The organism is Methanobrevibacter sp., from assembly GCF_017427765.1.
Lineage (GTDB): Archaea > Methanobacteriota > Methanobacteria > Methanobacteriales > Methanobacteriaceae > Methanocatella.
The window spans coordinates 1-17,779 of record NZ_JAFRSC010000003.1 but is presented as its reverse complement, the minus strand read 5'-3'; the positions used below and the strand labels follow the sequence as shown (position 1 = coordinate 17,779).

At 33.4% G+C, this 17,779-nt stretch carries 19 protein-coding genes and 2 tRNA genes; 18 read left to right on the top strand and 3 right to left on the bottom strand.

Going from position 1 to position 17,779, the window contains the following annotated elements:
- A complete protein-coding gene (locus IJL02_RS00400; protein ID WP_292807986.1) occupies nucleotides 1–948 on the bottom strand; it encodes an ABC transporter ATP-binding protein in 948 nt (315 codons plus the stop codon).
- Nucleotides 949–1,095: 147 nt separating this feature from the next.
- On the opposite strand from IJL02_RS00400, the gene IJL02_RS00395 reads away from it, so the two are divergent.
- Complete coding sequence (locus tag IJL02_RS00395) at nucleotides 1,096–1,659, top strand: GNAT family N-acetyltransferase (protein ID WP_292807985.1); 564 nt, start codon at nucleotides 1,096–1,098, stop codon at nucleotides 1,657–1,659.
- On the opposite strand, the gene IJL02_RS00390 is transcribed toward IJL02_RS00395, so the two are convergent.
- Nucleotides 1,654–2,346 carry a 4Fe-4S double cluster binding domain-containing protein gene (locus tag IJL02_RS00390; RefSeq protein ID WP_292807983.1) on the bottom strand — a complete coding sequence of 231 codons (693 nt, stop codon included), beginning with the start codon at nucleotides 2,344–2,346 and terminating at the stop codon, nucleotides 1,654–1,656. The two genes, IJL02_RS00395 and IJL02_RS00390, sit on opposite strands and share 6 nt — an antisense overlap.
- 341 nt (nucleotides 2,347–2,687) lie before the next feature.
- Between IJL02_RS00390 and IJL02_RS00385 the strand changes: the two genes are divergently transcribed.
- The 10 genes from IJL02_RS00385 (at nucleotide 2,688) to IJL02_RS00340 (ending at nucleotide 12,285) form a co-directional block, all read left to right on the top strand.
- Nucleotides 2,688–4,310 (top strand): ABC transporter substrate-binding protein, encoded by a 1,623-nt coding sequence (locus IJL02_RS00385; protein ID WP_292807981.1) that lies wholly within the window; start codon nucleotides 2,688–2,690, stop codon nucleotides 4,308–4,310.
- A gap of 112 nt (nucleotides 4,311–4,422) precedes the next feature.
- The gene (locus tag IJL02_RS00380; RefSeq protein WP_292808008.1) at nucleotides 4,423–5,352 is read left to right on the top strand and encodes an ABC transporter permease; all 930 of its coding nucleotides are present in this window, start codon (nucleotides 4,423–4,425) and stop codon (nucleotides 5,350–5,352) included.
- Nucleotides 5,345–6,199 (top strand): ABC transporter permease, encoded by an 855-nt coding sequence (locus IJL02_RS00375; protein ID WP_292807979.1) that lies wholly within the window; start codon nucleotides 5,345–5,347, stop codon nucleotides 6,197–6,199. Before IJL02_RS00380 ends, IJL02_RS00375 begins: the two co-directional genes overlap by 8 nt.
- Nucleotides 6,200–6,251: 52 nt before the next feature.
- On the top strand, nucleotides 6,252–6,755 hold the full coding sequence (locus tag IJL02_RS00370) for a GNAT family N-acetyltransferase (protein WP_292807977.1): 504 nt from the start codon (nucleotides 6,252–6,254) through the stop codon (nucleotides 6,753–6,755).
- 48 nt (nucleotides 6,756–6,803) lie between these two features.
- Nucleotides 6,804–7,664 (top strand): tRNA pseudouridine(38-40) synthase TruA, encoded by an 861-nt coding sequence (truA, locus tag IJL02_RS00365; protein WP_292807975.1) that lies wholly within the window; start codon nucleotides 6,804–6,806, stop codon nucleotides 7,662–7,664.
- A gap of 49 nt (nucleotides 7,665–7,713) precedes the next feature.
- The gene (locus IJL02_RS00360; protein ID WP_292807973.1) at nucleotides 7,714–8,070 is read left to right on the top strand and encodes a hypothetical protein; all 357 of its coding nucleotides are present in this window, start codon (nucleotides 7,714–7,716) and stop codon (nucleotides 8,068–8,070) included.
- 65 nt (nucleotides 8,071–8,135) lie between these two features.
- Nucleotides 8,136–9,458 carry a non-hydrolyzing UDP-N-acetylglucosamine 2-epimerase gene (gene wecB, locus IJL02_RS00355; RefSeq protein WP_292807971.1) on the top strand — a complete coding sequence of 441 codons (1,323 nt, stop codon included), beginning with the start codon at nucleotides 8,136–8,138 and terminating at the stop codon, nucleotides 9,456–9,458.
- Complete coding sequence (locus IJL02_RS00350) at nucleotides 9,442–10,530, top strand: ATP-grasp domain-containing protein (RefSeq protein ID WP_292807970.1); 1,089 nt, start codon at nucleotides 9,442–9,444, stop codon at nucleotides 10,528–10,530. The genes wecB and IJL02_RS00350 overlap by 17 nt, the downstream gene beginning before the upstream one ends.
- A gap of 1 nt (nucleotide 10,531) precedes the next feature.
- A complete protein-coding gene (locus IJL02_RS00345) occupies nucleotides 10,532–11,554 on the top strand; it encodes a hydantoinase/oxoprolinase family protein (protein ID WP_292807969.1) in 1,023 nt (340 codons plus the stop codon).
- Between the two features lie 200 nt (nucleotides 11,555–11,754).
- Complete coding sequence (locus IJL02_RS00340; protein WP_292807967.1) at nucleotides 11,755–12,285, top strand: hypothetical protein; 531 nt, start codon at nucleotides 11,755–11,757, stop codon at nucleotides 12,283–12,285.
- A gap of 53 nt (nucleotides 12,286–12,338) precedes the next feature.
- Here IJL02_RS00340 and IJL02_RS00335 read toward each other — a convergent pair whose 3' ends face one another.
- Nucleotides 12,339–12,899, bottom strand: coding sequence for a CDP-2,3-bis-(O-geranylgeranyl)-sn-glycerol synthase (locus IJL02_RS00335; RefSeq protein ID WP_292807965.1), 561 nt, complete (start codon nucleotides 12,897–12,899; stop codon nucleotides 12,339–12,341).
- A 146-nt stretch (nucleotides 12,900–13,045) separates the two neighbouring features.
- On the opposite strand from IJL02_RS00335, the gene tes reads away from it, so the two are divergent.
- The 7 genes from tes to IJL02_RS00300 all read left to right on the top strand — a co-directional run bounded on the left by tes (nucleotide 13,046) and on the right by IJL02_RS00300 (nucleotide 17,777).
- Nucleotides 13,046–14,551 carry a tetraether lipid synthase Tes gene (tes, locus tag IJL02_RS00330; RefSeq protein WP_292807963.1) on the top strand — a complete coding sequence of 502 codons (1,506 nt, stop codon included), beginning with the start codon at nucleotides 13,046–13,048 and terminating at the stop codon, nucleotides 14,549–14,551.
- Between the two features lie 100 nt (nucleotides 14,552–14,651).
- Nucleotides 14,652–15,137 carry a homoaconitase small subunit gene (gene hacB, locus IJL02_RS00325; RefSeq protein ID WP_292807961.1) on the top strand — a complete coding sequence of 162 codons (486 nt, stop codon included), beginning with the start codon at nucleotides 14,652–14,654 and terminating at the stop codon, nucleotides 15,135–15,137.
- 19 nt (nucleotides 15,138–15,156) lie between these two features.
- Nucleotides 15,157–15,780 (top strand): HVO_0476 family zinc finger protein, encoded by a 624-nt coding sequence (locus IJL02_RS00320; protein WP_292807959.1) that lies wholly within the window; start codon nucleotides 15,157–15,159, stop codon nucleotides 15,778–15,780.
- A 7-nt stretch (nucleotides 15,781–15,787) separates the two neighbouring features.
- Nucleotides 15,788–17,068 (top strand): tRNA (N(6)-L-threonylcarbamoyladenosine(37)-C(2))-methylthiotransferase, encoded by a 1,281-nt coding sequence (locus IJL02_RS00315; protein WP_292807957.1) that lies wholly within the window; start codon nucleotides 15,788–15,790, stop codon nucleotides 17,066–17,068.
- Nucleotides 17,069–17,267: 199 nt separating this feature from the next.
- Nucleotides 17,268–17,468: a histone family protein gene (locus IJL02_RS00310; RefSeq protein WP_042691314.1), complete on the top strand. Its 201-nt coding sequence runs from the start codon at nucleotides 17,268–17,270 to the stop codon at nucleotides 17,466–17,468.
- A gap of 161 nt (nucleotides 17,469–17,629) precedes the next feature.
- Nucleotides 17,630–17,701: transfer RNA gene (locus IJL02_RS00305), tRNA-Val, on the top strand.
- 3 nt (nucleotides 17,702–17,704) lie between these two features.
- Nucleotides 17,705–17,777, top strand: a tRNA-Phe gene (locus IJL02_RS00300).
- Nucleotides 17,778–17,779 lie beyond the last annotated feature (2 nt).

The following is a 17,779-nucleotide window of genomic DNA, read 5'->3' as shown; positions in this document are numbered from 1 at the left end:
TTATGCACCTTCTTCATATTTAAAGCATCTGATTCTTTTCTCACCTAATTCAATTAATTCAGGTTTTTCTTCTCTGCATCTGTCAAATTTCATTTCACATCTGTCATAATAAGGACATCCTTTCTGTATTTCACCGTGTAATGGTTGATGTCCTTCTACAATCTCAAATCCGTTTGCAGGTAATGCCTTGTATAATGCTTTTGTATATGGGTGGAGTAAGTTTTCACCATCTCCGCTAAAGTCTTCTGTTTTGGCAATTTCGATTACATATCCTGAATAGAATATTCCAATTCTGTCTGCTACTTCTAATGCAGCATGGATGTCGTGTGTGATTAAAAGTACTCCAATTCCGTCTTCTTTCATGTGTCTGAAGTGATTTAATGTTTCTTCTACTGTTTTTTCATCTAAACCTGGTGTTGGTTCATCTGCTACAACGAGTTTTGGATCTGATAATAGGGCTGTTGAAACGAGTACTCTTCTTGCCATTCCTCCGGATAATTGGAATGGATACATATCATCTACTTCGGGACCTAAATTATAATGTTCAAAGATTTCTCTTTGTTTTATCTTCTTTTGTTTTTTCTCCTCATCACTTTCTGTATGTCCGATTGCTTGGTCGGAAATTTTCATTAATGGGTCTAAGAAATTGACTGATTGAGGAACTAAAACGATATCTTTTCCTCTTATCTCTTCTTTGTCTTCCTGTGATAATTCTTTTCCTTTGTATTTAATTTTTCCATTTAAATTTGCATTTTCAGGTAGGATTCCAAATATTGCATGGGCAAGTAAACTTTTTCCTGAACCACTTGAACCTAAAACAGCTAATATTTCTCCTTCTGATATATCTAAGGTTAAATCCGTAATGACCTTTAATTCCCTTTGATTTAATCCTTTTGTGTATTGTATAAATGAAATTGAAACATTTTCCACATCTAATACTTTTTCCATTAAATCACCTTTAGATAATCAAATGATAAATTTTATATACTAATTTGTACTTTATCAATATTAAAGTTATGCAAAATTAACAAAAAAGTATTACTTTTTTGATATTTTTTTAAAAAGAAGTATTACTTTTTTATTATCGGTGTAAAAATGAATGTTATAATAAAGCAATTGGGTAACGATTCAAAACAAATTTCTGATGTTCGGGAATTTTTATTTAAAATGATAAAAAATGAATTCGGATATGATTATGTTCCCGAGTGGCATCAGGACATTATGGATATGGAAGATTATTATATCAATCCAAAAAGAAATAATTTTTTTGTTGCATATGCTGAAAAAACAGGTGAAATTATTGCAACAATTGGAATTAGGGCTTATGATAAAGATTTTCCAGAATTCAGACGCCTATATTCGAATGAAACTACTTCAAGTATATGGAGGCTATTTGTAGACCGCAGATGCAGACGTTGCGGTTTAGCTTCAAAAATGTTCAGTGTTGCTGAAAATTTTGCAAACCAATCAGGTTATGATAACATTTACTTACACACTCATAAAAATCTGGATGGTGCATTAGAGTTCTGGACAAAAATGGGTTTTGTAGTTGCATTGGATGCAAATGATGAACTTCAAACTGTTCATATGGATAAAAAAATTCAAGAATTAGAAATAAATCCTCACTCACAGGATTTAAGATATGCTGTAAAATTATAATCTTTTAATGTATTTTTGTGTATGTGGGCAGGCATATATGCATTTTCCACATACCGTATCTGCTTTGCCTAAATTTTCCTCAGACACCTTTAGAGCATATTTTTCACATTTTTTATCGTCGTAAAATTCGTTTCTTTTAAGGTTATAATTCCACTCTTTTCCACTAATTGCTCCTCCAGGACATGCTTCTTTACAGATTTCACATTTTCCACATTTTGATTTAAGTATGGGATTTCCAATGTTTAATGGTGCATCTGTTAAAACTGAAGACAATCTTAGTGCAGATCCATATTTTAATGTTGTAAACAGTGCAGATTTTCCAATCCAGCCTAGTCCCGCTCTGGTTGCAATTGTTTTGTGGGGAAGTTCAAAGGAATTAAACTCACCAAAGTCTGTTCCCAATCTTTTTTTTGTTTGGGCATACGCTTCATATCCATTTTCAATTAAAAATTCTTCACATTTCATTCCAAGTTCATCTAATCTTGAATTTAAACTCACTAATTCATTAACATATTCTTGAGTTGGTGCATTTTGCATATTTCTTATAATCTCTTTAGGATATGTGATGTAGAATACAACTCCCATATTCAATCCAATCTTGGGTGTGAAATGGGTTATGTCTGCATATCCCACTTCAGAGGCACCTTCTTTTAGTAAGTATTTTTTTAACTTGGAGGATATTGGCATGGGGGAATATTTACTTCTAATTTTATATAAATTTAAGTTTTGTATTATTTTTAGCTGAAAATCTTTAATACAATTTGTATTTAAATTGCAGGAAGTTATTATTACACTGAGCATATTTCCTATTGGAAAATTTAACATATGTCATTTTTTTTATACAGTTGCTGTTGGTTTTCAATTTTTCAATCAAAATTTAAAAGTAATAAATATATTTTTATATGTATTATCATAAAATAATATTTAATATTAAAATTTGTTTAAAAAGTATTACTTTTTTAGCATTTTTTAGCTAAAAAGTATTACTTAATTTTAATATAGATTTATTAACGTTATGGTGAAAATTTATGGATAAAAAGACAATGGCGATTATTGGTGTTGTTGCCGCAATCCTTGTTGTTATTGTCGCTGCATTTGCGTTTATGGGCGGATCATCTGATAATGACCCTACTCATTTGACTGTTGCAGCACACAGCAATATGAAAGAACCGGAATCTGGTTTTAACCCACTTACCGGTTGGGGATGCGGACACATGAACTATAATCCATTAGTACAAAGCTGTTTATTTAAAACAGATTCAAATGGAACTATTGTTCCTGATTTAGCTACTGATTACTCAATTAGTAGTGATGGAAAAACTTGGACTGTAAATGTTAGAGATGACGTTAAATTCTCTGATAACTCAACATTCAATGCAAAAGACGTTGCATTCACATTTAATACTGCAAAAGAAACAGAAACAGACTTGGATTTAACTAATCTTGAAAAGGCAACTGCTAAAAATGATACCTGTGTTGAATTTACTTTGGTAGAACCTAGATCCACTTTTATCTATGATTTAAGATATGTGGGTATTGTGCCTGAAGAGTATGATAATGCTACTTATGGTGAAAACCCTATTGGTACTGGACCTTATGTATTGGACCATTGGGATAAAGGTCAGCAAGCAATCTTTAAAGTAAATGATAATTACTATGGTGATAAACCATACTTCACTCAACTTACTATGTTGTTCCCTGAAGAATCCACCTGGTTAGAACTCGCTAAATCAGGTCAAGTGGATGTCGTTCCGGTTGCAACTTCCGCATTAAACCAATCTGTTGACGGATACAAATTTGTTGAAAAATCAGCAGGTAGAGCACAAGGTGTATCTTTCCCTTACCTTGAAGATACCGGTAAAGTAACTAATGAAAGCGGTTATAAAATAGGTAACAATGTAACTGCCGATAAGGCAATAAGAGAAGCATTAAATGTCGGTGTTGACCGTCAGAAAATGTGTGATGAAGTGTTCTCAGGTCACGCTTCACCTGAATACACAAGTGTTGATACAAGAGATTATGCAAACAACGCTTCCAAAGTTCAGGATGCCAACATTGATGAGGCAAAACAAATCTTGAAAGATGGAGGTTGGGAAGACACTGATGGTGATGGAATCGTAGAGAAAAATGGTACAAAAGCATCATTTGATTTATACTACCCACCGGATTACCTTGACAGACAATCATTATCTACAGTATTTGCTGAACAAGCAAAAGAAATAGGTATTGAAGTAAATCTCAAAGGTGCTGATTGGGATACAATTTATGCAAACATGTACAGCTCAGCTGCATTAATGCAACAAACTTCTCCTGATCCATATAAATCCATATATCAACAATTCCACAGTAAAGATGCTGATGAATTCTATATGAATCCAGGTTTATATAACAATTCTGATTCCGATAAATTAATGGAAGATGCTATGCATTCAACTGATTTAAATGCTGCAAATAGCTTATGGGCTCAATCTGCTCTTGTTAATGATGGAGGTTGGGGTCCTGCTGGTGATGCTCCATTTGCATGGCTTGTAAACTACAACTACAACTACTTTGTTAAAGATGGAATCGATATGGGTGATCAACCTGACGGAATAGGAAATGATTTCTTAGTAAACATCTGTGATTGGACAAGAACCAATTCCACAGCTTAAATCATTTTCCTTTTTTATTTTTTTTTAAAATTTTTCAAGGGGGTTTATTTCATTGAATAAACAAAAGTTAGCAAAATATTTTGGTTTTAAATTAGTACGTTTCATAATATTGATGGTTGCAGTAGCAATTTTTAGTTTTGTATTATTAGATTTATCCCCTATTGATCCAGTTAGTGCTTATCTTAAAGGTGCTGCAGTATCAGAAACTCAAAGACAAATTTTACAACAGTATTTTGGTACTAATGTGCCTCTTCCAACAAAAATATTTCATTGGCTTTTAGATTTAATTCAAGGTAATTTGGGGACTTCTTTAATATATCGTGCCCCTGTTATTGATGTTATTTTTGAAAAATTTTCAGCTTCTTTTGTATTAATGGCATTATCTTGGGTATTCAGTGGTATCATTGGTTTTGCATTAGGAGTTGTGGCAGGTAAAAATAAAGGATCATGGATTGATAAAGCAGTTAAAGTTTATTGTTATGCAATTCAATCTGCCCCATCTTTTTGGGTTGGAATGCTTATTTTGATGGTATTTGCAGTTTATTTAGGCTGGTTCCCAATTGGATTTGGTGTCCCTATTGGTGTTAAAAGTACTGACGCAACGTTTATGGAGTGGGCGAGCAGGCTGGTTCTTCCTACATTAACATTGAGTTTGGTCGGTCTAGCACCTATTGCAATGTACACACGTAATGAGTTAATTCAAGTATTATCATCTGATTATGTTTTATTTGCAAAATCTAGAGGTGAAAAAGGTTGGGATTTAGTTAAAAATCATGGAATAAGAAATATATTGCTTCCAGCAATTACATTACAATTTTTATCATTCTCCGAACTGTTTGGAGGTGCTGTACTTGTAGAACAGGTATTTTCATATCCTGGAATTGGTCAGACTGCAGTAGCGGCAGGTCTTCAAAACGATGTGCCTCTATTTTTAGGAATTGTACTTATTAGTGCAATATTTGTATTTGTCGGTAATCTGTTAGCAGACATTTCATATTACTTCATTGATCCAAGAATTAAGGAGAGTGAGTTCAATGATTAGGAAAAAAACCGATGATAAAAAGCAATGGTTTTTATACTCTGCAAATCTTAGAACAAAAACTCTAATTATTATAGCTATTTCCGTATTGGTTATCGTAAGTATTTTTGTAAGCGGATATTTCATAAAGGATATTCCAACAAATTTCGCTAGCGCTAATCAAATGCCTTCTTTAGAACATCTTTTCGGTACTGATTGGATGGGAAGAGACATGTTTCAGCGAACAATTGCTGGACTTGGATTAAGTATTATGGTAGGTTTCATTGCTTCAGCGGTAAGTACTTGCATTTCTATTGTTTTAGGGTTGTTTTCAAGTTTCAACAAATTTGCAGATGAATGTGTCGCTGGTATTATAGACTTATTCGGTTCAATTCCACATATTCTTTTGATTATTCTTGTTTCCATCATGTTCGGTGGTGGAGTATATGGTGTTATTATGGGTGTAGGTTTGACTCATTGGACGCCTCTTGCAAGAGTATTAAGGTCAGAGGTAAAAGAAATCAGAACTAAAGAATATATTCATTTAGCTCAAAATCTTGGTAAATCTAAAGTATGGATAGCTCTTAAGCATATTCTGCCTTTAATTGTATCTCAAATTATTGTTGGGGTAATTTTAATGTTCCCTCATGCAATTATGCACGAAGCAGCAATTACTTTCTTAGGATTTGGTTTGCCACCTCACGAACCGGCTATTGGTGTAATTTTATCTGAATCAATGAACTATTTATCTTCAGGATACTGGTGGTTGGCATTTTATCCGGGTGTATCGTTATTACTTGTAGTATTATTATTTGATTTAATCGGAGAAAATGTTGAAAGATTACTTAATCCTGAAACTGCGCAGGAATAAGGGAAATTTTATAATTTCTCTTTAATTATTTTTTTTTATTAGGGTGAGTTTTATGAATATTGAAATTAGGCAAATTAACAGAAACCCCTCTGAAATTGAAAAAGCAAAATCTTTTTTATTTGACCAGATTGATAAGGAGTATCATATTGGCCCTACTCCAAAATTTCATTATGACATATTCGATTTGGAAGACTATTATATTTCATCAAATAAAAGTAATTTTTTTGTTGCAATGGATGGTGAAAAAATAGTAGCAACAGGGGCTGTTCGGGCTTATGATAAAGATTATGATTTTTTTAAGGATATTTACTCAAAAGAAGATACCGCAAGTATTTGGAGATTAATGGTTGATAAAAACTATAGAAGAAATGGTCTTGCACGCCTTATTGTTGGTGAAATGGAGAAATTTGCACGCGAAGAAGGTTATACTAGAATTTATCTGCATACTCACAGATATCTTGAAGCAGCTTTACCATTTTGGAAATCTCTTGGATATAGTGTAACCATTGAAGAAGATGACTATGATGAGACAAGTCATATGATTAAAAATCTTTAAAATAATTTTCCTAAAAACTTATTTTATATTGAAAATAATATTAATATAATGAAGCGAACAGCACTCAAAATAGGATATATCGGAACTAATTTTCACGGGTTTCAAAGACAGCCTGACCTCAGAACAGTTGAAGAAGAATTGATTTATCATTTAAGAAAATTAAACTATATTGATGATTTAAAAAAGTCCAGATTTAGAATTGCCGGCAGAACCGATGCGGGAGTTCACAGTCTGGGCAATGTAATCAGTTTCCAGTCAGAAAAGGAAGTGAGAGTAAATGAAATCAATAATTCTCTTCCAGATGATATTCAGATTTTGGCATCAGCTCCAGTTCGCTATGCGTTCAAGCCAAGATATGCTCAGATGAGACAATACCGATATTTATTATTCCAGGATTTGGATATTGACAAATTAAACGAATGCGCAGAAATATTTAAGGGAACTCATAACTTCACTAATTTCACAAAGCGTTTTCAAAAAACAACCACAAGGACTATTGATGATATTAAAATCACGAAAGTTGACCTTGATGACTATCACAAAAAGGAATTTCCGAATCTGCATGATACTCTCTCACCTATATTCATAGACATCTACGGAGAATCATTTTTATGGAACATGGTAAGAAAGATGATGCGTGTTTTTGTGGATGTCGCTTTGGGAAAAATGGATCTTGATGATGTTGAAAGGCTATTAAATCCTAAGGAAGATGAGCCTAGGGCTTATATTAAAGTGCTTGAGGCTGAATATCTGATTTTGATGGATATTCAATATGATGGAATCAAGTTTACCTATGACGATTATGCCTGTGAGCGATTCAGACGGGATTTGGCTGATTCTCTTACTGACTTGCAAAAGAGATATGCTATTCGTGAATCGATGATAAAAAGTTTGGATAGTCTGCTTTGATACTATTTTATATAGTTGAATTACACAAATTATAATTGAAGGTGTAGTAATGACAAGAGTGTATGATGTTTTTGACAAGTTTTCTATTGTAACCATTATAATTGGTTTTGCTTTAGGAGTTTATTTGGCTTTTAACCATAACAGTTCCAACATCTGGTTTGATGCCATTCCTTTCATTATTGTCATAGCTTTAATCTTGACATTGCCTCCGCTAATTGATTCTATTCGTATAAAAAATAAATATGGTAAAGATCTTCCAGTTAAAGGTCTTATTGAAGCGTACTTTTTGAATGTAGCTATTCTTGTTGTATGTACCGCTTTCGGTATTGTTTTAGGTTCATTCTACATTGGTAATTTCATTGCAGATAATGGTAAACTGCCTAGTTTAATTCCATTTTCACACTAATTTTTCTTTTTTATAATTAAATTTTTAACCTATTTTTAATAGATATATTTCATGAGGGATTATTTATGAAAATTGCAACTATTTTAGGGACTCGTCCTGAAATTATTAAAATGGCTCCTATTATTGCTGAGATTGATAAGAGGGGCATTGATCAGATTGTTTTGCACACAGGTCAGCACTATGATAAGGAAATGTCTGATAATTTCTTTAGGGATTTGGAAATTCCTGCTCCAGATTATAATATTCATGTTGGATCAGGCACTCATGGTAAGCAGACTGGTTTGATGATGAAGGGAATTGAAGAAATTCTTATGGATGAAAAGCCGGATATTGTATTGGTTCAGGGAGATACCAATGCGGTTTTGGCTGGTGCTTTGGTCTGTGCAAAGCTTCACATTGCAGTAGGTCATGTTGAAGCAGGTTTAAGATCTTTTGACACTACAATGCCTGAAGAGATTAACAGAAGGGTTGCTGATGTCTGCTCAGCAATGTATTTCATTCCAACTGAAGATTCAGCTATTAACCTTTTAGCTGAAGGATTTTCAAGAAAAAATCTGATTATTACTGGAAACACTGTAGTTGATGCCTGTTTTAGACACCTGGAAATAGCTAAAAAAAGAGGTTTCGGCGAGGAGTCTCTGGCTGAGCTCGATATTGAAAATATGGACAATATCTTGACTTTAACAATGCACCGAGCTGAAAACGTCGATATAAAAGAGAGGGTTACAAGCATCATTGATGCTTTAAAAGAGTTAAGCGACATGAACATTATCTTCCCGATTCATCCAAGAACAAAACACACTCTTGAAAACTTCGGTCTTTTTGATGAGCTGAATGATTTGGAGCATGTCCATATCGTAAAACCGATCGGTTATTTGGATTTCCTGCTTTTAACTTCAAAATCAACTTTAATTTTGACAGACTCAGGAGGTCTTCAGGAAGAGGCAATAACACTGGATGTGCCTGCATTAACTTTAAGATATAATACTGAAAGGCCTGAAACTGTAGCTGCCGGAGGAAACATTCTTGTTGGTGCAGATAAGGATGCAATTCTTGAAAATGCAAATAAAATCCTAAATGATAAGGAATTTGCAGATAAAATGAAAAATGCAGTTAACCCATACGGTCAGGGAGATGCTGCCGAAAGAACCGTTGACGCTATAGAAAAATTCCATGCTGATGGGCTTTTGGAAATCAGGGCTCCGGAAGATATCATGACATCATTTACAAGAAAAATGGCGCAGATTACAGAAGACATTACTGTCAGCGAATTTGAAGCAAAAGAAAACGCATTGGTTCACATGGCATTCGGTGAAGATAAAATGCAGTTTCCGGCGGATGATACAAACTTAAAAGGCATGATGATTACTTATGACAAAAGAGAATGATTCAATTTTGGTATTTGAATATTTCACCGCTTCAGGCGAAAAGGAAAAATGCATTATTTCAGAAGCTGAAGCACTGATATTTGGTCTTTTGGATGACTTGAAAGATTTGAAAGTTGATTTGGTTATCAATAAATCCTATGAAAATGTTGTTAAAGAATATGAAAATGTAAATCCGATTTTAATTGATATTGATGTTGTGAGTTGGTTAAAAGACAATGCAGGTGATTTTAAAAAGGCAATTTTCATATCAGCTGAAAACAACAATAATTTATACAACATAACTAAAATTTTGGAAGAAAATGATGTTGAAACATACACTTCATCATCTGATGCATGTCTTAAGTCTTCAGATAAATCTCTCACATATGAAGAACTTGGAGGCATTGTTCCGCAGCCAAGAACATTCAGATTCAAAATAGATCCAAAAGGATACTGGAAAAGAGCTATTGATAATCTCTATGAAAAATGGCAGGCTGAAGACCCTTTGACTCCACTTAAATTAATAATCAAACCGTTGGTTGGTGTTGATTGCGAAGATATAGTTGTAATTGAAAATATTGAGGATCTGACTCTTGATTTGGATAAAATATTCAAACCTGGGTCCCGTGTAATCGTTCAGGAGTTTATTGAAGGTGAAGATGTAAGTGTAAGTCTGATATCGGATGGTAAAAAAGCCATTCCGATAAGTCTGAATAAACAGTTCGTTGAACTTAAAAACGATAAGGGAACCTACATTGGTGGTAAATTGCCTTTTGAAAGCAAATTCAAAGAAGAATGTTTTGACATTGCCGTTAAAGCCGTTGAGGCTATTGAAGGAATTAAAGGATTTGTCGGTGTTGATTTATTAATAAATGCTGATGAAAAGGATGTTTATTCAGTTTATCTTTTGGAAGTTAACTCAAGGTTTACAACACCTTATGTTGGCTTAAAGCAGGTTTCAAACTTTAACATAGGTAAAACCATTATTGATTTAATTGATAAAAATGTTGATATTGATGATTTGGATGTTTCTCTGAATGGAGAAGTGGAATTTAAAAAATCCGGCGACAACTTAATAGTGAGGAGAATATAAGATGAAAGTAGCAGGTTTTGATATTGGTGGTGCAAACACCGACCTTGCAGTCATTGACTTTGAAGATGGGGAAATAAAAAACATTGAAGTTGATTTTGCATATCTTCCGATGTGGAGTAATAATGATGATTTATCACGAGTTTTAGTGGAATTAATTGAAAATATATGTCCTATTGGCGAAGTTGATGCAGTTGGCATTTCAATGACTGCTGAGCTTGTAGATGCATATGATACTAAAAAGGATGGGGTATTGGATGTTGTAAAAAAATGTGAAGATACTTTTTCATGCCCGATAGCTTATGTAGGAGTCGATGGAATGCTTTCAGTTGAAGAAATTGAAAAAACTCCTCTAAAAGCAGCAGCTGCAAACTGGATTGCAACCGCTCAAATTGCTACATTAATCTCTGATAACTGCATTTTTATTGATACTGGAAGCACAACAACAGATATAATTCCTATTAAAGATGGAAAGGAATGTGCAATAGGCAAATCTGATTTTGACAGATCTGCTACAGGTGAGCTTGTCTACACTGGTACATTGAGAACTAATCTTGCAAGCTTTCTTGATAAGGTGGAATTGAATGGAAAAGAGTATAGGGTTGCTTCAGAACTATTTGCCCAAACTGCTGATGTTTATACGGTCCTTGATTTAATTAATGAAGATGATTATGTCTGCGATACCTTTGACGGAGAGTCAAAATCCAAAACTGACTGTGCAAAAAGAATAGCCCGTGTTGTATGTGCAGATTTGGAAATGCTGTCTATGGAAGATATTGTTGAGATGTCCAAATTTATCCATCAAAAACAGATAGAACAGATTGCTGATGGTCTAAAACAGGTAAGTGAAACTCAAAACTTGGATTTGATTGTTGTAACTGGGCTTGGAAAAGATATTTTAGATGCTCCTGCTGCAGAACTTTTAGGTCTGGAAGTAAAATCCATGGGAGATATTCTAACTGATGATGAGTGTGTTGTTGCTCCGGCTGTAGGTACTGCTGTGATGATGCAAAAGTATTTAAGTTAGGTTTTTTTAAGAGCAATTTTTCTTTATCAAAACAATTTTATTAAATGACTTCAATTTTGTATTGGAGCTTTAATAATTCTTTATTTTTTATAAATTTTTATTTTCAATCTTTATTTTTCAAAATATTTATATGGGGTATTCTTCTTAATATTAATCAATCAAAAATTAATTTTTAAAATATTTATTTAGGGGGAAATTTAATGTATACCAATATGAACCAAGACCGAACCATTGTTTTTGATACAGAATTGATTTTTAAACTAACAGAGCTTATTGAAGATGGTTGGAAAAAACTTAAATTATTTGTTTTGTCAAAATCAAAGGAAAAAAATGTTGATTCTAATTTAGATTTTTTCAATTATTTAAAAAAAAGTTTTAAAGAAATTTCATTCAAATTAAAAGAGTTAAAATTGTGTGAAGAATTAAGATATTTCTTATCAATTTCCAATTTTGTTGAATATATTGTCTATCAAAATTCACTAGATAACACATTTGGCCATTGTCAATTTGCTTTAGATGTTCTTAAATTCTTTTTAGAATTATTTAAAACAAATTTGGACTTCTATGCTCATCCTAACAAATATCCCGATGATGAATTTGATTTAATTCAAAATGAAATAAAAGCTAAACATCATGAGTATAGGCGTGAATTCTATTGGAGTATTAATGAACCTGCTGTTGGCTATGATGAAGAAAAAATGTATGCTTATGCGAAAAGTTTGAGGGGATGATTTTCATGTTTTATTCTATCATTTTTTAAAATAATGGAATTCAAATCACTTAATTAATACCATACATCCTTTAGGCCAAGCAGATAAGCTCCTGTGTTGGTAAGTAAATGAATAATTAATGTTAATGCAAGTGCAAGAACAATAACCAATAAATTTAGCTTAACGACAAATGAAACTAAAATCAGTGCAACAATTATAAAATCTAGCTGATCTAGTATTGGTGCCGGTTTTCCACGACCGATTCCAAGTCTTCTTTTTAAAAAACTGCCTAATGCATCACCTAAAAGGGCTCCAAAACCAAGTAAAAATCCGATTAATATCCCGATTGGGATGCCGGTAATTATTGGGGTGATAATGTACTGTCCAAAGTTTTCAAGTATTGCAGGTGCGAAAAATCCCTGAACTGCTCCGGTAATTATTCCTATGATTGTTCCGGCTATAAATCCTCTCCAGGTAACTCCGTCTCCAATCCAACGATTGCCTTTGCTGTCGGACTTTCCAAAATCAACTGGAGTTCCTCCACCGAATACCAGTCCTGCACCATTTGAGAAATATGCAGGAAGTATAAAGTAAAGTGTTGTAACGCATGCAATCAAAATCATTAGGATATCCATTAATTTTATTCCCCTTAAATCATTCTCGTATATACTTTATACTAACTAGTATATATTAATTAAGTTTAAATATCATATTAATTTAAATATATAATATTATGTAAGTTTGTACTAATGACGTCAAATTGTTAGTAAAGGTGATTGCTTTGAAAATTAAAGATACAAAAAGTTTATGCCCTGAGTGTGGTAAAACTCTCGATGCTGAAGTTTTCAGTGAAGATGGCAAGGTTTTCATTAAAAAGACCTGTGATGAGCATGGAGAATTTAAAAACACTTATTGGGGAGATGAAGATTTATATAATAGGGCTGAAGAATTTATCCCATCAATTACTTCTGTTGAAAACCCTTCCGTTGATGATATTTTAGGTTGTCCGGATAACTGTGGGTTATGTTCCAAACATGAAACTTCAACTGTTTTGGGATTAATTGATGTGACTAACAGGTGTAATTTAAGATGTCCTGTTTGTTTTGCTAACGCAGCTGCAGCAGGATATAAATATGAACCTTCACAGGATGAAGTAAGGCAGATGCTTAAAAATTTAAGGGATTTAAAGCCTCATCCATGTTTGGCTATTCAGTATGCTGGGGGAGAACCTACTGTTAGAAAAGACATTGTTGAACTTGTAGCGATGGCAAAAGAAGAAGGTTTCACTCATGTTCAGATAGCCACTAATGGTTTAAGACTGGCCAGAAAAGAGGAATTGGCCAAAGACCTAAAACAAGCAGGATGTAATACCATTTATTTGGCTTTTGATGGTGTAACTTCAGAACCATACATCAACAACAGAGGTAAGGATTTACTTCCATATAAGTTAGATGCAATTGAAAACTGTAGAAAAGCAGGTTTGGGTATTGTATTGGTTCCTACATTGATTAAAGGAATCAATGATCACCAAGTAGGAGATATTATCAAGTTTGCATTTGACAATAACGATATTATTTATGGAGTCAACTTCCAGCCGGTTTCATTTGCAGGAAGAACTCCTGCTGATGAAGTGGAAGAGCAAAGGATAACTATTCCTGATTTTGTCAGAATTGTTGAAGATGAAACCGACGGTCAGGTTCCTTCTGACTCATTTTACCCACCTTCATTTGTTGAGCCTATTGCAGAAGTTATTTCCCGTTTGGATGGTGAAGATTCACCGAAAGTGACTCTAAATTGCCACCAGCATTGTGGAATTGCAACTTATGTTTTCAGACAAAAAACAGAAGGTGACGGCAAAGACAAGCTGATTCCTATTACAGATTTCATTGATGTTGAAGATTTATTCCATAAATTGAATGAATACAGTGAAAAGCTTGAGGAAGGCAAATTCGGTTCTCGTAAGAGGGTTTTAGCAGGTTTAACTGGAAACCTTCCTAAAATGATTCACCCTAGTAAAGCTCCTGAAGATTTGGATATTGTTAAAATTTTACTGAATGTATTTGCTAAAGGAGATTACGAGGCATTAGGAGATTTCTCTAAAGATGCAATGCTTATTTCATGTATGCACTTTATGGATCCGTTCAATTTTGATGTTGACAGAGTTAAAAAATGTGTTATTCATTATGCAACTCCTGATGGTAGAATTATACCGTTCTGTACTATGAATTCAAAGTATCGTGAAAGTGTAGAGCGTGCATTTGCTAAACCATTAAAATCAAAAGATTAAAAAAATTTTCAAATCACCTAAAAACTTATTTTTGTATTTGGGAATCCCAAATACTTTTTTTATTATATTATTTTTATAAATATTTTATTCAGTGATATAAATGGATATTATTAAAGGAAAAACATGGACTTTTGGGGAAAATATCGATACTGATGTAATAATTCCCGGAAGATATCTAAGGACTTTCAACCCTCAGGATTTGGCTGACCATGTTTTGGAAGGGGAACGTCCGGATTTTACAAAAAACGTTAAGAAAGGAGATATTATTGTTGCTGATGAAAATTTCGGCTGCGGTTCGTCAAGAGAACAGGCTCCTGTAGCTATCAAAACTGCAGGTGTTGATGCAATTATTGCCAAATCATTTGCGAGGATATTTTATAGAAACGCCATCAATATCGGATTGCCTGTAATAGTATCTGATATTGAAGCTGAAGATGGAGATATTATCAGTATTGACTTATCAAAAGGAGAATTGATTAATGAAACTTCCGGTAAGTCAGCAACCTTTGAACCATTTAAGGAGTTCATGTTAAATATTTTAGAAGACGGTGGATTAGTTAACCACTATTTGAATGACAAAGAATAATTTTTATTGTGTGATTAAAATGGATTGTCCGATTTGCGGTAGTGATGATATAGAGATTTTAAACTCGAAACAGAAATCATCAAAGAAAAAATTAATGGAAGAGTACTTGTTGAAATGTGAAGATTGCGGTCATGTATTTAAAGATGCAATATCTTTAAAAAAACCTAGACCATATAGACTAATTGTTTCAGAGCAGGAAAAGTCTCACAAAACAACAATCGAACTGTCACCAAGTGATGAGCTGAAAAGCGGTGATGTGCTGCTTTCAGATGTGGGTCAGGTTGAAGTTACAAGTATTGAAGTTGGAGATAAAAGGGTTAACAAGGCAAAACTTGAAGATGTAAATACTATCTGGGCGAATTCAATTGAAATTCCGGCCCGTATAGGTTTTTCAGTTGATTTGCATGGTGAAGTAGACTCTTATAAATTGGATTTGGACAGGGATTTTGAAATTGCTCCTGGTGATGTAGTTAAAATTGACAAACATATTGTAAAGGTGCATGTTGTAAAAACTCAGGAGAGAAAATTAACATCCGGCTTTGCAAAAGCAGGGGTTATTACAAGAGTTTATTCCAAACCAGTTAAGTTCAACAATTATGATTATGATTTAACTAAAGATATTGTCAATAAAAAAACTTCTTAGTGAGATAATGAAAGTATATATTGAAACTTACGGATGTACATTTAACAAGGCAGATGCACAGATAATGGCCGGTGTGCTTTTAGAAAATGAAATAGATATTGTGGATTCTATTGGCGATGCGGATGTTATTATTGTAAATACCTGTTATGTTAAATTACCTACTGAAAATAAAGTGGTTTATAAAATCCAAAAACTTCAGGAAGAATTTCCCGACAAAAAAATCATTGTCAGCGGGTGCATGGTTGAAATCGATCAGGAAAAATTAGACAAGATTGGACCTAACTGTTCATGGATCGGACCTCATCAGTTAAATAAAACCGCCGATGTAGTAAAAGGAACCTACTGTGGTGACGTGATACGTGAAACAGGTTTTACAAAAGAGTCTAAAGTTGGTGTTCCCAAATTATCTGATGGCAGTTTAATTCATATTATTCAAATTTGTGAAGGCTGTTTGGGTGCATGCACATTTTGCTGTACTCGTTTTGCGCGTGGACCTCTCAACAGTTATCCTATTGCAGATATTGTCGAAGAGGCAAGAAAAGCTATTGAAAATGGAGCCTGTGAAATTCAGCTTACTGCTCAGGACACTGCAGCATTTGGCCGGGATAGTGGTGAAAAACTATCTGATTTAATTAAAGAAGTGGCTAATTTAGAAGGAGATTTCAGAGTTCGTGTTGGAATGATGCATCCTAAAAACATTTTAAATGATGTTGATGAAATAATTGATGCAATTAAACATCCGAAGGTATATAATTTCATTCATTTACCTATACAGTCAGGCAGTGATAAGGTTTTATCTGACATGAGAAGAGGTCATACTATTGAACAGTATTTGGATGTTGTATCAAAATTCAAAAATGAAATTCCTGGATTGACTTTGGCAGTTGATATAATTGTGGGTTATCCTACTGAAAATGATGACGATTTTTGCAAAACTGTTGAAGTACTTGAAAAAATTAAACCTAGTTTAATACATTTGTCAAAATATCAGCATAGAAAAGGTGCAATTTCATCTTCACTTCGTGAGGTTCCACCTGAAGTCATGAAGAAAAGATCAAAATTTTTATCTGAAATTAAATCAGAAATAACTGAACGAGAAAATATGGAATTGGTTGGAACCGTTCAGAAAGTATTGGTTCTCGAAAAAGGTTCTAAAGGAGGATTTATTGCAAAAACTGATTCTTATATTCCTGTGATTGTTGATGATGTTAATTTAGGTTCTTTTGTTAGTGTTAAAATAACTGGTGCGACAGCAACTTATCTTAAAAGCGAATTATTGGAAGAATAATTTTTAATTTATCCAATATTCTTATTTTCATATTTTCACCTAATTTTTATCCTTTAATTTTTTGTAATATTAGTATTTTTATTTGAATTTCAAAAGCATATAGAAATAATTGATATGCTATAATATAGGCGATTATTATTCATTTTTACCGATACCTTTATATACTATTGCGTACTACCTTTTAATTGGAGGTGTCATTATGAGTGAATTACCAATCGCACCAGTCGGTCGTATCTTAAAAAATGCTGGCGCACAAAGAATTAGTGACGATGCAAAAATTGCATTAGCTGAAGCATTAGAAGAAAAAGGTGACGAAATCGCACAAAAAGCTGTTAATTTCGCACGCCACGCTGGTAGAAAAACTGTAAAAGCTGAAGATATCAAATTAGCAATCAAATAGATTCTCTAATTAGTTATTTTCAAAAAAAGCTTTATATAATAAAATCTATTGGCCATTTCTTTGGTCAATTTTTTTTATTTTTAAATACTTATTTTGTTTTATTTTCATACTCTTAAGAAAAGTTTATATATCACTTGTTCTAAATATTATTGTGTTGTATAGGACCGGTGGTCTAGGGGTATGATTCCTCTTTGACGTGGAGGAGATCACGAGTTCGAATCTCGTTCGGTCCATATGCCATGTTAGTTCAGATGGGAGAACGCTAGACTGAAGATCTAGATGTCGCTGGTTCAAGTCCGGCACATGGCATT

Bases quoted from the DNA above. Each gene is read 5' to 3' on its own strand.
- IJL02_RS00385 (WP_292807981.1), top strand. From the start codon at position 2,688: ATGGATAAAAAGACAATGGCGATTATTGGTGTTGTTGCCGCAATCCTT.
- hacB (WP_292807961.1), top strand. From the start codon at position 14,652: ATGGATATTATTAAAGGAAAAACATGGACTTTTGGGGAAAATATCGAT.
- truA (WP_292807975.1), top strand. From the start codon at position 6,804: ATGAAGCGAACAGCACTCAAAATAGGATATATCGGAACTAATTTTCAC.
- IJL02_RS00320 (WP_292807959.1), top strand. From the start codon at position 15,157: ATGGATTGTCCGATTTGCGGTAGTGATGATATAGAGATTTTAAACTCG.
- IJL02_RS00390 (WP_292807983.1), bottom strand. From the start codon at position 2,346: ATGCCAATATCCTCCAAGTTAAAAAAATACTTACTAAAAGAAGGTGCC.
- IJL02_RS00400 (WP_292807986.1), bottom strand. From the start codon at position 948: ATGGAAAAAGTATTAGATGTGGAAAATGTTTCAATTTCATTTATACAA.
- IJL02_RS00360 (WP_292807973.1), top strand. From the start codon at position 7,714: ATGACAAGAGTGTATGATGTTTTTGACAAGTTTTCTATTGTAACCATT.
- IJL02_RS00335 (WP_292807965.1), bottom strand. From the start codon at position 12,899: ATGGATATCCTAATGATTTTGATTGCATGCGTTACAACACTTTACTTT.
- IJL02_RS00315 (WP_292807957.1), top strand. From the start codon at position 15,788: ATGAAAGTATATATTGAAACTTACGGATGTACATTTAACAAGGCAGAT.
- IJL02_RS00370 (WP_292807977.1), top strand. From the start codon at position 6,252: ATGAATATTGAAATTAGGCAAATTAACAGAAACCCCTCTGAAATTGAA.
- IJL02_RS00340 (WP_292807967.1), top strand. From the start codon at position 11,755: ATGTATACCAATATGAACCAAGACCGAACCATTGTTTTTGATACAGAA.
- IJL02_RS00310 (WP_042691314.1), top strand. From the start codon at position 17,268: ATGAGTGAATTACCAATCGCACCAGTCGGTCGTATCTTAAAAAATGCT.
- wecB (WP_292807971.1), top strand. From the start codon at position 8,136: ATGAAAATTGCAACTATTTTAGGGACTCGTCCTGAAATTATTAAAATG.
- IJL02_RS00345 (WP_292807969.1), top strand. From the start codon at position 10,532: ATGAAAGTAGCAGGTTTTGATATTGGTGGTGCAAACACCGACCTTGCA.
- IJL02_RS00395 (WP_292807985.1), top strand. From the start codon at position 1,096: ATGAATGTTATAATAAAGCAATTGGGTAACGATTCAAAACAAATTTCT.
- IJL02_RS00380 (WP_292808008.1), top strand. From the start codon at position 4,423: ATGGTTGCAGTAGCAATTTTTAGTTTTGTATTATTAGATTTATCCCCT.
- IJL02_RS00375 (WP_292807979.1), top strand. From the start codon at position 5,345: ATGATTAGGAAAAAAACCGATGATAAAAAGCAATGGTTTTTATACTCT.
- IJL02_RS00350 (WP_292807970.1), top strand. From the start codon at position 9,442: ATGACAAAAGAGAATGATTCAATTTTGGTATTTGAATATTTCACCGCT.